Source organism: Aromatoleum sp., assembly GCF_036675785.1.
Lineage (GTDB): Bacteria > Pseudomonadota > Gammaproteobacteria > Burkholderiales > Rhodocyclaceae > Aromatoleum.
Genome location: NZ_JAKFEF010000072.1, coordinates 1 through 13,977, shown reverse-complemented (window position 1 = coordinate 13,977; position 13,977 = coordinate 1). Strand labels below are relative to the sequence as shown.

Genomic DNA, 13,977 nt, shown 5'->3' with positions numbered 1-13,977 from the left:
GTGACGATGATCGCCGCGGCGGCGGACAGCAGCAGCGCGGGGATCTGCGCGACGAGTCCGTCGCCGATCGTCAGCAGCGCGTACAGTCGGAACGAGTCGCCGATCGACAGGCCGTGCATCAGCGCGCCGATCGCGACGCCGCCGACGAGGTTGATGATCAGGATCAGGATGCCTGCGATCGCGTCGCCGCGCACGAACTTCGACGCGCCGTCCATCGCGCCGTAGAAGTCCGCCTCGGTCGCGACTTCGCGCCGGCGCGCCTGCGCCTTCTCCTGGTTGATCAGGCCGGCATTCAGGTCCGCGTCGATCGCCATCTGCTTGCCCGGCAGCGCGTCGAGCGTGAAGCGCGCCGACACCTCCGAGATCCGCTCGGCGCCCTTCGTGACGACGACGAAGTTGATGATCATCAGGATCACGAACACGACGAGGCCGACAACAAAGTTCCCGCCGATGACGACGTTGCCGAAGGCCTCGATGACGCGGCCGGCGGCGTGCGTGCCTTCGTGGCCATCGAGCAGCACGACGCGGGTCGACGCGACGTTGAGCGTGAGCCGCATCAGCGTCGTCGCGAGGATCACGGTCGGGAACACCGAGAAGTCGAGCGGGCGGCGCGCCGTGACGCTGACGAGGATCACGATCAGCGCGAGCACGATGTTGAACGTGAACAGCACGTCGAGCAGCACCGGCGGCAGTGGCAGGATCACCATCGCGAGGATGGCCATCAGGAACAGCGGCGCGACGACGCGGTGGCGGCGCAGTTCGGCGAGAAGTCGGTTGAGTGTGTTCATGGCGGAGCGCTCGTTCGAGTACGGCTCAGGCGAGATGCGGAGGGACGGCGAGGTCGTGCGGCAGCTGCGGCAGCGCGTTGCGGCGCCCGCCGCGGAACGCCGCGAGCTGCAGCACGTAGGTCAGCACCTGCGCGACCGCCTTGTACAGTTGCGCCGGGATCTGCTGGTGGACCTGCGTCGTGTTGTAGATCGCGCGCGCGAGCGGCGGCATCGAGACGACCTCGACGCCGTGCTCCGCCGCGAGCTCGCGGATGTACAACGCCATTTCGTCGACGCCTTTCGCGACGAGAAACGGCGCCTCGGCGCGCTTGTCGTCGTATTTCAGCGCGACCGCGTAGTGCTCGGGGTTGACGACGACGACGTCGGCGGTCGGCACCGCCTTCCTGACGCTGCGCCGCGCGATCTGCTGCTGCAGCTGGCGGACGCGCTGGCGCACTTCGGGGCGCCCCTCGGACGTCTTGTATTCTTCCTTGACGTCGCGCTTCGTCATGCGCTGGTCGCGCAGGAACACCATCGACTGCACCGGCAGGTCGATCAGCGCGAACAGCACGAACACCGCGCACAGCGCGAGGACGCCGTCGAGCATCAGGGCCGCGCCGTGCGCGAGCGCGTCGTTGAGCGACTGCGACTGCAGCGCGAGGTAGGACGGCACCATGCTGCGGCTGACGTGGTACAGCACGACCAGCAGCGCGATCGCCTTGAACATCGCGGACGCGACTTCGATTGCGTGCTTCAGCTTGAAGATGCGCCTGAAATACGAAAGCGGGCTGAGCCTTTCGAGTTTCGGCTTGAGCTGCTCGACGCTCAGCACCCAGCCGCCGGGGAAGAGCGCGCCGAGCGCGACGGTCGCCGGCACGACGAACAGCGGCAGGACCATCTTCAGCAGCAGCAGCATCGACGTGGAGAACGCGTTCGACCAGACGTTGTCGTGGGCGCCGTCGGCATCGAGTGTCGCGAAACCGAGATGGAACAGCTCGCGGAAGTCCTCGAGATAGCCGGGTGCGAGCATCGAGACGAGTTGCAGGCAGACGACGATGCCGATCATCGTCGACCAGTCCTTCGAGCGCGCGACCTGTCCTTGCTCGCGCGACTTCTTCAGTTTCTGCGCAGAGGCCTTTTCGGTCTTGTCGCCGGTCGAGTTTTCGGCCACGCGTCAGCCTCCCAGGTACCGTCCGAGCATGCCGAGGACCTGGTTCGTCATGCGCACGTAGTGGTCGGGGATGAAGCGCACGATCTGCGTCAGCATGAACAGGCCGAACACCGTCACGAGCGAGAAACCGAGCGAGAACAGGTTGAACGACGGCGCGACGCGGTTGAGGAAGCCGAAGCCGACCTGCACGACGAGCGCGGAGAAGATTACCGGCGCGGCGAGCAGCAGCGCCGCGGCGAACACCCATGCGGCGCCGAAGGCGACGCTCTGCAGCGCGAGCGTATCGAGGCCGCCGCCGACCGGCCACGCGTCGAAGCTCTTGCCGAGCACGCCGGCGACGACGAGGTGGCCGTCGATCGAGAAGAACACGAGGATGCTGAGGATGTAGAGCAGCATCGACACGACGTCCGACGACGTCCCGTTCATCGGGTCGTTCATGACCGCCATCGCGAGACCCATCTGCGACGACACCGTGTAGCCGAGCACCATGACAACCGCCATCGTCAGATGGAACGCGAGTCCGATCGCGACGCCGATGACGACCTGTTCGATCGTCAGCACGACCGCGGCGAGCGAGAACGCCTCGACCGCTTCCGGCTGCTCGGCGACCGGCAGCAGCACGACCGCGATCACGAGTGCAAGTAGCACGCGGATCGTGATCGGCACCATGTTCTCACCGATCACCGGCGTCGCCGACAGCAGTGCGAGCGCGCGCACGAACGGCCACCACAGCGCGCCGAGGAGCGCGAGCCACTGCGCGAACAACTGCTCGACCGCCACGCGCTACCCGACCAGCACCGCGGCGCGCTGGAACACCGACACGCAGAAGTCCATCAGCGCGCCCGTCATCCAGCGGCCCATCAGCACGATCGCGAGCAGCGTGACGAGCAGCCGCGGCAGGAAGCTCAGCGTCTGCTCGTTGATCTGCGTTGCGGCCTGGAACAGGCTGACCACCAGGCCGACGACGAGCCCCGGGCCGACCAGCAGCGCGACGAGCATCATGACGAGGCGCAGGCTCTCGGCGACCAGGTCGGTCGCGATTTCGGGAGTCAGCACCGGGAAGTCCTGGCGTCGCTCACGACACGAGCCGCACGCTCGTGACGAGCGTATTGACCGTCAGCGTCCAGCCGTCGACGAGCACGAACAGCAGCAGCTTCAGCGGCAGCGAGATCACGAGCGGCGACAGCATCATCATGCCCATCGCCATCAGCACCGACGAGACGACGAGGTCGATGACGAGAAACGGAATGAACAGCATGCAGCCGATCTGGAACGCGGTCTTCAGCTCGCTCAGCACGAACGCCGCGAGCCGCACGGTGAAGGCGTGGTCGCCCGGCTCGGCGACGTCGCGCTCGCCAGCGAGATGCGCGATCTGCGCGAGTGCGTTCTTGCTCGTCTGCGCGAGCATGAAGCGCGACAGCGGCGCCTCGGCGACTAGCAACGCCTGCTGCAGCGTGATCTCCTCGCGGTCGTACGGCAGGAAGGCGCCTTCCCAGATCTGCTCGCCGATCGGCCGCATCACGAGCAGTGTCAGGATCAGCGCGACACCGGTGACGATGCGGTTGGGCAGGCCCTGCTGCAGGCCGAGCGCCTGGCGCAGCAGCGACAGCACGATCACGAAGCGCGCGAAGCTCGTCGTCATCAGCACCAGCACGGGCAAGAGCCCGAGCAGCGTCATGATGATCAGGACCTGCGTCTTGACCGTCAGCTCGGTCGTTGCGCCGGTGGTCGTCTGCGTCAAGAGCGGCAGCGAGTCGGCGAGCGCGTAGGAGGGCGCGAGCGCGACGGCCAGCGCGAGGCCGAGCGCGACAGCCGGCGACGAGAGCCGGGTGCGGGACCACGAGGGGTTCATCGAGCGAGCGAATCGAGATCCAGATCTGCGAGCTCGACCACCTTCAGGCCGTAGTTCTCGCCAGCGACAACGACTTCGGCACGGCCGATCGCCGTGCCATTCACGCGGATCACGAGCGGCTCACCGGCCGGCGTGTCGAGTTCGACGACGCTGTCGGGGCCGATATTGACGAGGTCCTGCAGCGACACGCGCGCGCTTCCAACCTCGAGGCTCACGGTCACCGGAATCTTGCGCATCATCTGCGCGAGGTTGCGACGGGGGCTGGTCGCCTTCGCCGGTGCGGCGTCGAAATCGTCGAACGGCGCACCGTCGTCGGGAGTTGCGTTCATTTCCATTTCTATTTCAGTCCACATCCTGGAAGGAGGTCAGGCATAGCTGACCCTTGTGCTCGGCGACGTCGGCATAGAACAGCGGCGCATCGTCGACGAGCACCGCGGTCGGTCCGAGCGCGACGGGGATCACGTCGCCGATGCGTGCGTCGAGCAGCGTGCCGAGCGGCATCTGCACTTCGAGCAGGCGAGCGCGCAAATCGAGCTGCAGCGCGGCACCCAGCGGCACCGGTGCGGCGAAGGAATCCGCTCGCGCCGGCGCGAGTGCGCGAAATACGCGCTCGATCGTGCCGTCGTCCACCGTGAGGCGGAGCATGCCCCTGACGTCGTGGCGCCGCTCGGCGAGCTGTGCAGAGATCGTCCACGCTCCGGCGGGCGGCGCCGCGCGGCGCGGCGCCGCGAGGTCGGAACTGCCGGCGAGCGCGGCGAGCGACGCGAGGCGTTCGACGAGCATCGACGCGAACTGCCGCCCGAGCATCTCGACGAGGCGCTCCTCGGTGGTCGTCTCCGCGTGCTCGGCGTCTTTCACGGTTCCGGCCGCGGTGCCGTAGCGGTAGTCGAGCACGCACAGCAGCAGCGCACGGTCGAGCGAGAAGCCGATCGGTCCAAACGGGCTGTCGTAGCTCAACCAGTGCGTGTCCGCCGCTTCATCGAGTCGCGCGACTGCGACCTCCGAGATCTCGAAATGCGCGCGATAGCGCCGGTTCAGCGCCGCACGCAGGCGCTCGGCGAGGTCGTGGCGCAGGAGCGCCGCGAATTTGCCGAGCAGATGGACTGGGCGGCCGAGCGTGCGCGGGTCGAGCGTGGAATTCTGTTGGGGAGTCGCTCTCATCTGCGTTAGAAAGATTCCGATTTTCCCGCTATTCACACGTCCATTCGGTCGGGCGATAAATGATTTATCGGCGACGCGCTAATGCGGGGGCGCCGGAATTGTAATCAAAATTTACTTTTTTTGGATAGTTACAAAAATCGGCGCGTCACGGTTTCCACGCGCCGCCCTTGTTTCCCGGAAGCGGGAAGTTATCTGAAACGAGAATCCGATGAACGGCGTTGACAGAATCTGAAACGACTTGTAACTTGGCGCCAAATTTGGGCACACCCGAGCGAAAGCCGGGGTCGCAATGCCTCCAGCCTAACGTTCGAAAGGACCACGGTAGCGGGGTTGCCAGATCGAGACACTGTAACGTCTCGCCGAGAAAGAGCTTGCGGATCAAAGGCAAGCGCTTTCCGTTCTGTCATGTCGCCGTTACGGCGACTGCGCCCCCTCTCGCTCCGGTGCGTCGTGCTGCCGGTCTCTCTTTGCGTGAGGAAAACGAAAGTCCACCGCAGCAAAATGCGCCCCCTCGGCGTCCGAGCGGGCTTGCCGCATCCGCACGGGTTCGGCTTGTGCATTCGGTCTGCCCCGTCGCTTTCAATAGATTCCATTTAACCGCCCCAATTGGACCGGGCGGACGGATTTATATCGCCTGGAATTCCGTGTCATGCGTTATGCATCGCGATTCCATTGCTCGCATTTAATGGTTTCGATTCTCGAACGCCCGGCACTCTTTAATTGTTTTGACGCTCGCGCGACTCGTTGGAAGATGCAGGGCGACCTTTTTTATAACGTCTTAATCAGATTTGTGAAATAAATGACTGAACGACGAACGACCTGCCGGAGCAACAAATGAACTTCGATCCAGCGATGGCGACGGCCCCCGCGCGAGCCGGTGTTGCCGAAGCCGGAATTGTGCCGGCGAGCTCGGTCGCGCAAGGTGAGGCGGGCGCGCCGCGTTTCGCCGAGAGCCTGTGGCAGGCAGTGCAGGGCGTCGACGACAAGAGCCGCGACGCCGGCGAACGGATGGCTGCGGTCGATAGCGGCCGCAGCGACGACCTGGTCGGCGCGATGCTCGCGAGCCAGGAGGCGAGCCTGTCGTTCTCGATGCTGATGCAGGTGCGCAACAAGGTCGTCGGGGCGGTCGACGAACTGATCAAGTTGCAGCTTTGAGTAGAGCGGAGCGCCCCGCGTGATCGCCACTCTCCGACCCGTTCTCGCTCGCCTTCGCTCGACCCGCGCGGCAGCGCTGCCGACGGACCTGCTCCGGAACGTAGTTCCGATCGTCGTGCTTGCGGCCGCCGTGACCGCGCTTGTCTTGATGCTGCTGTGGCGCGACCAGGCCGCGTACAAGCCGGTGTTCGGCGCAGCCGAGAAGGTTGCGGCCGCCGAACTGATGGGGGTGCTCGACGCCGAAGGCGTGCCATACCGGCTGCATCCGGACAGCGGGCAGTTGCTTGTGCCCGAGGACCTGCTCGGTCGCGTGCGGATGCTGCTCGCCGCGAAGGGGGTCGTCGCGCAGCTTCCCGCGGGCCTCGAGCTCATGGACCGCAGCGATCCGCTCGGCGTCAGTCAGTTCGTCCAGGACGTGCGCTTTCGCCGCGGTCTCGAAGGCGAGCTCGCGCAGAGCATCGCGACGCTCGACGCGGTCGCGTCCGCACGCGTGCATTTGTCGATCGCGAAGTCGTCGTCGTTCGTCGTCAGCGACGGCTCGAAGAGTTCGGCGTCGGTCGTCGTGACGTTGAAGCCGGGCCGCGCGCTCGGTGCCGAACAGATCGCGGCGATCATCAAAATGGTCGCGGGCGCGGTCGCGAGCCTCGACCCGCAGCGGGTGAGCCTTGTCGACCAGGCGGGTAACCTGCTCTCCGCTCAGGTCGATCTCACCGAAGGCTTCGACCCGGTGCGCGGCGGCGAGGCCGAGCGGCGCTACCGCGACGAGACGCAAGCGAACGTGCGCGCGCTCCTCGCGCCGGTGCTCGGCGAACACAACTACAAGGTCAGCGTCGCGGTCGAGGTTGACAACGACCGCACCCAGGAGACGCACGAGCGCTACGGCGAGACGCCGAAGGTCACGAGCGAGGCGATGCGCGAGGAATCCGGGCGCGACCCGCTCGCGATCGGCGTGCCCGGCTCGCTGAGCAACCGCCCGGTGAACATCGCGGAGCAGGCCGACGGCAAGGAGACCGTCGCTGCGCAGCGCGCGGCGACGACGCGTCAGTACGCGTACGACCGCAGCGTGACCCAGGTGCAGCGCGGCCGAGGTCGGCTCACCAAGCTCAGCGTCGCGGTCATCGTCAACAGCGCGGCCGCGCCGGGCGGCAGCGGGCAGTGGACGCCCGACGCGCTCGCCGGCATCGAGCGCGTGCTCGCGGGTGGCCTTGGAATCAATGCCGCCCGCGGCGACAGCCTCGTCCTGTCGGTGCTGAAGTTTCCCGACGCGCCGGCGCCGCTGCCGTGGTGGGAGGAGCGCGACAGCGTGGTCGATGCCGGCGGCTACGCGGCAAGCGCCGTCGGTCTGCTGCTCGCGTACCTGCTCGTCGTGCGCCCGCTGCTGCGGATCGCGCAGCGGCGATGGGCGCCGGTTCTACCCGAGCGCGACATCACCGACTTCGAGCCGGTCGTCGCGATCGCCGAGTCCAAACCGGCCGGCGCGCTCGGCGGCCCCGCGAGCGGTGGCGCCGCGGGCAACTCTGTCGTGCCGCTGCTCGAGAACTACGACCTGCCGCCGCCGGGTTCGCCCGTCGATGTGCTCGTCGACCATCTGAGGGTGCTCGCGGCGAAGGAGCCCGAGCGCGTCGCCGAAGTCGTCAAACAATGGGTGCAGGGCAATGGCCGAAGCTAACGCCGTCGACAACCCGGCCGCGAACGCGCTCGTCGCGACGACGCCGCTCGAGCAGGCCGCGATCGTGCTGCTGAGCATGGGCGAGGAGCCGGCCGCGGCGGTGCTGCGGTGCTTCTCCCGCGACGAGCTGCTGAAGGTCACGCAGGTGATGTCTCGGCTTTCGGGAATCAAGGTCGACTCGGTCAAGAACGCGCTGCAGCGCTTCTTCGACGACTACCGCGAGCAGAGCGGGGTGCACGGCGCGTCGCGCTCGTTCCTGAAGCGCTCGCTCGACCTCGCGCTCGGCACGGACGTCGCCGACAGTGTGCTCAACAGTATCTACGGCGACGCGATACGGCCGAAGATGGCGCGGCTGCAGTGGGCATCGCCGAAGTGGCTCGCCGAACGGATCGCGTACGAGCACGTGCGGATGCAGGCGGTGTTCCTCGCATTCCTGCCGTCGCACCTCGCGAGCGAGGTCGTCGACGCGCTCCCGGCCGAGACGCGCGACCTCGTGCTGATCAACGTCGCGCGGCTGCGTGAGATCGACCGCGACCTGCTCGTCGAGCTCGACGAGGTCGTTGACCGCTGCCTCGCGAGCCTTGGGCTGCAGAGTGCGAGCGTCGAGGGCGTGCGCCAGGCGGCCGAAATCCTCAACCGGCTGCCGGGCAACCGCCAGCAGATGGTCGAGCTGCTCCGTGCGCACGATCCGGAGGTTGTCTCCGAGATCGAGCTCAGCATGTACGACTTCTTCATCCTGTCGCGCCAGAGCGAGACGAACATCACCCGCATCATCGAGGAAGTGCCGCTCGAGCAGTGGGCGGTCGCGCTCAAGGGGAGCGAGCCCGCGGTGCGCGACGCGATTCTCGCCGCGATGCCACGCCGCCAGGCGCAGAGCTTCGAGGACATGATGCGCCGCGCCGGGCCAGTGCCGCTCAGCCGCATCGAACAGGCGCGCCAGGAAATCATGGCGACCGTCAAGGCGCTCGCCGACGCCGGCGAAATCGAGATCCTGCTGTTCGCCGAGGCGGTCGTCGAATGAGGAACTACCGTCCTCACCGCTTCCCGCCGCTGTCCCAGTTCCAGATCGCATCGTCGATACGACCTGGGACCGCGGCCGAGTTGCAGGCGGCGCTCGCGGACGGTTTCCAGCAGGGGATCGAGCGTGGCTACCGCGAAGGGCACGAAAGCGGTCTCGCGGCCGGCCGCGAGGACGGACGCGCCGCAGGCTATGCTGAAGGCCGCCGCGAAGGGCTCGACGACGGCCGGCGGGCGGTGCGTGCGGACTTCGACGCGATCGCCCAGCCGCTCGATGCGCTGTTTGATAGCCTGAAGTGCCTACAGGCCGACTACCAGGCCGCGTTGCGTAAGGAGGTGGTGGAACTCGTCGGCAAGGTCGCGCGCCAGGTGATCCGCTGCGAACTCGCGCTGCAACCGGTGCAGATGCTCGCGCTCGTCGACGAGACGCTGGCGACGATGCCGCCGGTGCGCGAGGGGGTCGAGGTTTACCTGAACCCGGAGGAGCTGCAGCGCATCCGCGAGCTCGACCCGGAGCGAAGCGCGCGCTGGACGCTGATCGCCGACAGCCGGCTCGAGCCGGGCGAATGCCGTATCAAGGCCGACGGTCACGAGGCCGACGCGGGTTGCCGCCAGCGGCTCGCGGCGTGCGTCGATCAGGTGCGCGGGCAACTGCTGCCGACGGCCGACGACGACCGGGAGGCCGCATGATTGGCGACGCGCTGCGCAAGCTCGAGCTCGCGAGCGTGCCGGTCGCGACCTTGACCGGTCGCCTCGTCGGCGCGTCGGGGCTGCTGCTCGAGTCCGCGGGCTGCCCGCTGCAGACCGGGCAGCGTTGCCGCATCGAGACCGCGAGCGGCGAATGGGTGCCGGCGCAGGTCGTCGGCTTCCGCGGCGACGTGTCGTATCTGATGGCGTTCAAGCGCGCCGAAGGGCTGACGACCGGCGCACGCGTACTGCCGGTGCCGGGCCAGAGTCCGTTGATGATCGGCCCCGCGTGGCTCGGCCGCATCGTCAACGGGCTCGGCGAACCGATCGACGGCCTCGGCCGGCTCGTGGGCGAGCACCGCCTCGACTTCCGTCCGCCATGTGTCAATCCGCTTAAGAAGCGTGCCGTCGCCGAGCCGCTCGACGTCGGCGTCCGCGCGATCAACGGCGTGCTGACGCTCGGCAAGGGGCAGCGCGTGGGGCTGATGGCCGGCAGCGGCGTCGGCAAGAGCGTGCTGCTCGGCCTGATCACGCGCCAGACCGTCGCCGACGTCGTCGTCGTCGGGCTGATCGGAGAGCGTGGCCGCGAGGTGCGCGAATTCATCGATCTGTCGCTCGGGTCGGCGGGCCTGCAGCGCGCGGTCGTCGTCGTCGCGCCGGCCGACGAGTCGCCGCTGATGCGGCTCAAGGCGACCGAGTTGTGCCACGCGGTCGCCGCGCATTTCCGCGACCAGGGCCAGGACGTGCTGCTGCTCGTCGACTCGCTGACGCGCTATGCGATGGCGCAGCGCGAAGTTGCGCTGTCGCTCGGTGAGCCGCCGGCCACGCGCGGCTATCCGCCGTCGGTGTTCAGCTTGCTGCCGCAGCTGTGCGAGAGCGCCGGCAATGGCGAGCACGACACCGGCAGCATGAGCGCGATCTACACCGTGCTCGCCGAAGGAGACGACCAGCAGGACCCGGTCGTCGACACCGCGCGTGCGGTTCTTGACGGCCACATCGTGCTGTCGCGCGAGCTCGCCGACCGCGGCCATTACCCGGCGATCGACATCGCCGCGTCGATCAGCCGCTGCATGGCGCTCGTCGCGCCGCGCGAGCACCAGCGCGCGGCGCGCGCATTGAAGGAGATGGCCGCACGCTACGCACAGGTGCGCGAGCTGCTGCCGCTCGGTGCGTACGTCCCCGGCTCGGACCCCGCGACCGACCGCGCGGTGAAGCTCTACCCGAAGATCGAGGCATTCCTGCACCAGGGCGTCAACGAGGCCGCTCCGCTGGACGAGACGCGGCGCCGGCTCGAGGAGCTCGTGTCGTGACGATGACCAAAACGTCGAACGGGCTCGTCCGGCTTATCGACCTGCGCGAACGCGACGTCGAGCGGCTGACCGCCGAAGTCGCCGCGAAGCAGGCGGTGCGCGAGCGCTACCTCGGCAACCTCGCGCGGCTCGAGCAGCTGCGCGACAGCACCGGCGCGAGCGGCGCGCTGCCGCCGGTGCTGTCGCTGAATTGCGCCGCATACAAGCAGAGCGTCATGCTCGTCGCCGACGCACACCGCGCGGACTTGCGGCTGCACGAGGCCGACATGGCGTTGTCGCAGCAGGCGCTGCAGGCGTCAGCACTCCGGCGCGAGGTGCTCGGGCAGGTGCACGCGCGCCAGTGCCGCGAGCTGCGCCGCGCACAGGAGGCCGGCGAGCAGAAGCGGCAGGACGAACTCGCGTCGCAGCTGTGGTGGCGGGGACGGCGATGAACGCGACGCAGCTTCAGCATTGCGTTCCGGCGGTCGCCTTTCATTTGGCAGAGACTGTTTTCGACGCCGAAGGAGCCCGTCATGGCTGAAATCAACCCCACCGCAATGGCCTCGCAGATGGCCACGTACTACACCCAGGGCGCGCAGGACCTGATCGCGCTGCAGACGAAGGCCGCGACCGGCACGTCGAGCGCATTGACGAAGCTGCAGTCTGCGCTGCAGGCGTTCGACAGCGCGGTCGCGTCGCTGTCGGGCAAGAAAGGCCTGGTGCAGAACACGGCGACGTTCGGCGCCGCCGACTTCGGCAGCGCGAGCGCGACCGCCACGGCCCAGCCGGGCAGCTACGCCTTCTTCGTCGAGCAGCTTGCGACGGCGCACCAGATCGCGTTCGAGGATCTGCCGGCAGTCCCGGTCGCCTCAGGCGGCCCGATCACCGTCGGGCTCGCCGACGGCTCGAGCTTCATCGTCAATCTCGCCGCCGCAGACCAGGACGCCGACGGGACGCTGTCGCAGGCCGAAGTCGCGCGCGCGGTCAATCAGGCTGCCGGCAACGGCGGCAGGGTCAGCGCGATGGTCATGACGGTCGGGACGACGACGCAGCTCGTGCTGTCGGCCGGCGCGACCGGAGCCGCCGGCGCGATTAGCGTCGACGCCTCCGCGCTGCCGGCCGGCGCGCTGAAGGATGCGCTGTCGACGAACAAGGAGCTCGTCGCCGCCCGCGACGCGATCGTCTGGCTCGGCGACCAGGGCAGCGGCACGCGGCTGCAGCAGGCGTCGAACACGTTCACTTCGATCCCGGGCGTGACGATGACGTTCAAGCGCGCGATGGCCGCCGGCGAATCGCCGGTCACGCTGACCGTCGCCGGTGACGCGGCGGGGACGGCTTCGAACGTGCAGAGCTTCGTCGATGCATACAACGCGCTGATGAAAGCGATCGGCGAGCTGACGAAGCCGGGTAGCAGCGACGGCACGACCGCGCCGGCCGCCTTCACGACCGATTCCGGCGTGCGGATGCTGCGCAGCAAGCTAAACGACCTCGTGCGCCAGGACTTCGGCGGCGTGCGGCTGATGGACCTCGGCGTCGCCGCCGACCGCAATGGCGTGCTGTCGCTCGACGCGGCGCGGCTCGACAAGAAGCTCGCCGCGATGCCGGATGCGCTCGATCAGGTGTTCGGGAGTGCGAGCCTGACCGCGCCGAGCGGGCTGCTCGGCGCGATGGACCAGTACCTCGACCAGTGGCTCGACACGACCGGCGGCCAGATCAAGCGGCGCAAGGACGCGGTGCAGTCGATGCAGGCCGCGCTCGCGGTACGCCAGACGCGGCTCGACGCGCAGTTCGAGAGCGCATACGAGCGCTACCTCGCGCAGTTCTCGCGGCTCGAGGCGCTGATGGCGCAGATGAGCCAGACATCCGGAATGTTCGACATGTTCGCCGCGCCGAGCCGATGAGCCGCGCGCGCAAAGAGGGTGGATCTTGAACTACGAAGCCTATCGCGATTACCACAACGTCAATCTCGGTGCCCAGACCGCGCAGGCGTCCCCGGTGCAGCTCGTGCTGATTCTGCTCGACGGGCTGCTCGAGGAGCTCGCGCGGGCGCGCGCGCACATCGACGCGAAGCGCTACGAGCAGAAGGCGAAGAGCCTCGACAAATGCGTCGACATCCTCAACGGGCTGTCGAGCGCGCTCGACGTCGACGCCGGCAGCGAGGTCGTGACGAACCTTGCGCGGCTCTACGACTACTGCGCGGACCGGCTCTACAAGGCGGGCGTCGACCTCGACACGGGCATCGTCGACGAGGTCGTCGGCCTCGTGACGACGCTGCGCCACGGCTGGCAAGGCGTGCAGGCGAACCATGGATAGGCGGCGCGCAATGGATGCGGCGCTGCGGCGGCTCGCCGAAGCGGTCGACCGCGAGGACTGGGCGGACGCCGCCGACGCCGACGCCGCCTTCGCGCGGGTGCTGACGCGCTACCTCGGGGCCACGTTGTCGGTGACCGAACGCGACGCTCTCGCGAACGCTCACGCGGAGCATGCGGCGTTGCGCCGGCGCTGCGAGGCTGCGTGCGGGCGGCTCGAGACGCGCATCGCCGAAGCACGCGCGCACAAGGAAGGCTGGATCGCGTACGCGATGCATGTCGAGCCTCGCGAGGGCGCAGCATGAACGCCGCACCGCTTGTCCAACCGGGCGCGTTCGCAGGCGATGCGACGGTTGTCGCTGCGCCCGGGCGCGCCGCAGTCGGCGTTCGAGCCGCAGTCGACGCGCCGCCCGCCGGCATGCGCGAGGCGGGTGCCGATCTCGCGGCGCCGGTCGTGCCCGACCCGCTGCTTGCCGCCACGTCTGCGCCGTTGTTTGCCGACCTGATGCGGGATGTCGTCGGCATCCGCGCCGACGCGGCCCCGGTCGAGGGCACGGCGGAGGGCGAGGAGGTACCCGTCGTTGTCGCGGGGGCGGATGGAGTCGTCGATGGATTCGCCGGCGCCGCGCTCGCGCCGTCATTCGTGCCGGTCGGATTCGCGTCGCGCACGCCGTCGGACGCTGCCGGGGGCGAGCAGCGCGTCGCGGGCGCCGGCGCTGCGACGGGCCCTGCAGTCGCGCCGGTGCGTGCGCCGATGGCGGACATCACGCGCGTCGTCGTTGCGCCTCCCGACGTCGCGTCGGTTGCGCCCCTGTCCGCCGAGCCCGTGCCAGGCGCGCTCGAACGGCTCGCGATTGTCGAGCGCGCCGCGGCCGCCGGCGACCGGGGCGCGGCGTCGCC

At 68.4% G+C, this 13,977-nt stretch carries 17 protein-coding genes and 1 riboswitch; of the genes, 10 read left to right on the top strand and 7 right to left on the bottom strand.

The features are described from left to right. The 7 genes from V6M37_RS15250 to V6M37_RS15220 form a co-directional block, all read right to left on the bottom strand. A partial coding sequence (locus V6M37_RS15250) for an FHIPEP family type III secretion protein (RefSeq protein ID WP_332674734.1) occupies positions 1-788 on the bottom strand: 788 nt, incomplete at its 3' end. A 25-nt stretch (positions 789-813) separates the two neighbouring features. Continuing rightward, positions 814-1,938, bottom strand: a complete 1,125-nt coding sequence (locus V6M37_RS15245) for an EscU/YscU/HrcU family type III secretion system export apparatus switch protein (protein ID WP_332674732.1) — start codon at positions 1,936-1,938, stop codon at positions 814-816. Positions 1,939-1,941: 3 nt separating this feature from the next. Then, positions 1,942-2,718 (bottom strand): flagellar biosynthetic protein FliR, encoded by a 777-nt coding sequence (fliR, locus tag V6M37_RS15240; RefSeq protein WP_332674730.1) that lies wholly within the window; start codon positions 2,716-2,718, stop codon positions 1,942-1,944. A gap of 3 nt (positions 2,719-2,721) precedes the next feature. Continuing rightward, complete coding sequence (gene fliQ / locus V6M37_RS15235; protein ID WP_442881020.1) at positions 2,722-2,994, bottom strand: flagellar biosynthesis protein FliQ; 273 nt, start codon at positions 2,992-2,994, stop codon at positions 2,722-2,724. A gap of 19 nt (positions 2,995-3,013) precedes the next feature. Next, positions 3,014-3,790: a flagellar type III secretion system pore protein FliP gene (gene fliP / locus V6M37_RS15230; RefSeq protein WP_332674728.1), complete on the bottom strand. Its 777-nt coding sequence runs from the start codon at positions 3,788-3,790 to the stop codon at positions 3,014-3,016. Then, entirely contained in the window at positions 3,787-4,119 is a 333-nt protein-coding gene (locus tag V6M37_RS15225; RefSeq protein WP_332674726.1) for a FliM/FliN family flagellar motor switch protein, read from the bottom strand. The genes fliP and V6M37_RS15225 overlap by 4 nt, the downstream gene beginning before the upstream one ends. A 13-nt stretch (positions 4,120-4,132) precedes the next feature. Continuing rightward, positions 4,133-4,951 (bottom strand): FliM/FliN family flagellar motor switch protein, encoded by an 819-nt coding sequence (locus tag V6M37_RS15220; protein WP_332674724.1) that lies wholly within the window; start codon positions 4,949-4,951, stop codon positions 4,133-4,135. Between the two features lie 250 nt (positions 4,952-5,201). Next, positions 5,202-5,289, top strand: a riboswitch (cyclic di-GMP riboswitch). Positions 5,290-5,785: 496 nt separating this feature from the next. On the opposite strand from V6M37_RS15220, the gene V6M37_RS15215 reads away from it, so the two are divergent. The 10 genes from V6M37_RS15215 to V6M37_RS15170 all read left to right on the top strand — a co-directional run. After that, positions 5,786-6,106, top strand: coding sequence for a flagellar hook-basal body complex protein FliE (locus V6M37_RS15215; protein WP_332674723.1), 321 nt, complete (start codon positions 5,786-5,788; stop codon positions 6,104-6,106). A gap of 19 nt (positions 6,107-6,125) precedes the next feature. Further along, complete coding sequence (fliF, locus tag V6M37_RS15210; RefSeq protein ID WP_332674722.1) at positions 6,126-7,775, top strand: flagellar basal-body MS-ring/collar protein FliF; 1,650 nt, start codon at positions 6,126-6,128, stop codon at positions 7,773-7,775. Further along, the gene (locus V6M37_RS15205; protein WP_332674721.1) at positions 7,762-8,796 is read left to right on the top strand and encodes a flagellar motor switch protein FliG; all 1,035 of its coding nucleotides are present in this window, start codon (positions 7,762-7,764) and stop codon (positions 8,794-8,796) included. The genes fliF and V6M37_RS15205 overlap by 14 nt, the downstream gene beginning before the upstream one ends. Further along, on the top strand, positions 8,793-9,482 hold the full coding sequence (gene fliH / locus V6M37_RS15200; protein WP_332674720.1) for a flagellar assembly protein FliH: 690 nt from the start codon (positions 8,793-8,795) through the stop codon (positions 9,480-9,482). The genes V6M37_RS15205 and fliH overlap by 4 nt, the downstream gene beginning before the upstream one ends. Next, positions 9,479-10,789: a flagellar protein export ATPase FliI gene (gene fliI / locus V6M37_RS15195; RefSeq protein WP_332674718.1), complete on the top strand. Its 1,311-nt coding sequence runs from the start codon at positions 9,479-9,481 to the stop codon at positions 10,787-10,789. The genes fliH and fliI overlap by 4 nt, the downstream gene beginning before the upstream one ends. Then, complete coding sequence (locus V6M37_RS15190) at positions 10,786-11,220, top strand: flagellar FliJ family protein (RefSeq protein ID WP_442881019.1); 435 nt, start codon at positions 10,786-10,788, stop codon at positions 11,218-11,220. Before fliI ends, V6M37_RS15190 begins: the two co-directional genes overlap by 4 nt. Before the next feature lie 81 nt (positions 11,221-11,301). Continuing rightward, a complete protein-coding gene (fliD, locus tag V6M37_RS15185; protein WP_332674716.1) occupies positions 11,302-12,669 on the top strand; it encodes a flagellar filament capping protein FliD in 1,368 nt (455 codons plus the stop codon). 25 nt (positions 12,670-12,694) lie between these two features. Then, entirely contained in the window at positions 12,695-13,081 is a 387-nt protein-coding gene (fliS, locus tag V6M37_RS15180; protein WP_332674714.1) for a flagellar export chaperone FliS, read from the top strand. A gap of 10 nt (positions 13,082-13,091) precedes the next feature. Further along, positions 13,092-13,382: a hypothetical protein gene (locus V6M37_RS15175; RefSeq protein ID WP_332674712.1), complete on the top strand. Its 291-nt coding sequence runs from the start codon at positions 13,092-13,094 to the stop codon at positions 13,380-13,382. Beyond that, positions 13,379-13,977 (top strand): hypothetical protein (locus tag V6M37_RS15170; protein ID WP_332674710.1); only part of this gene is annotated, 599 nt, incomplete at its 3' end. The genes V6M37_RS15175 and V6M37_RS15170, both read left to right, overlap by 4 nt.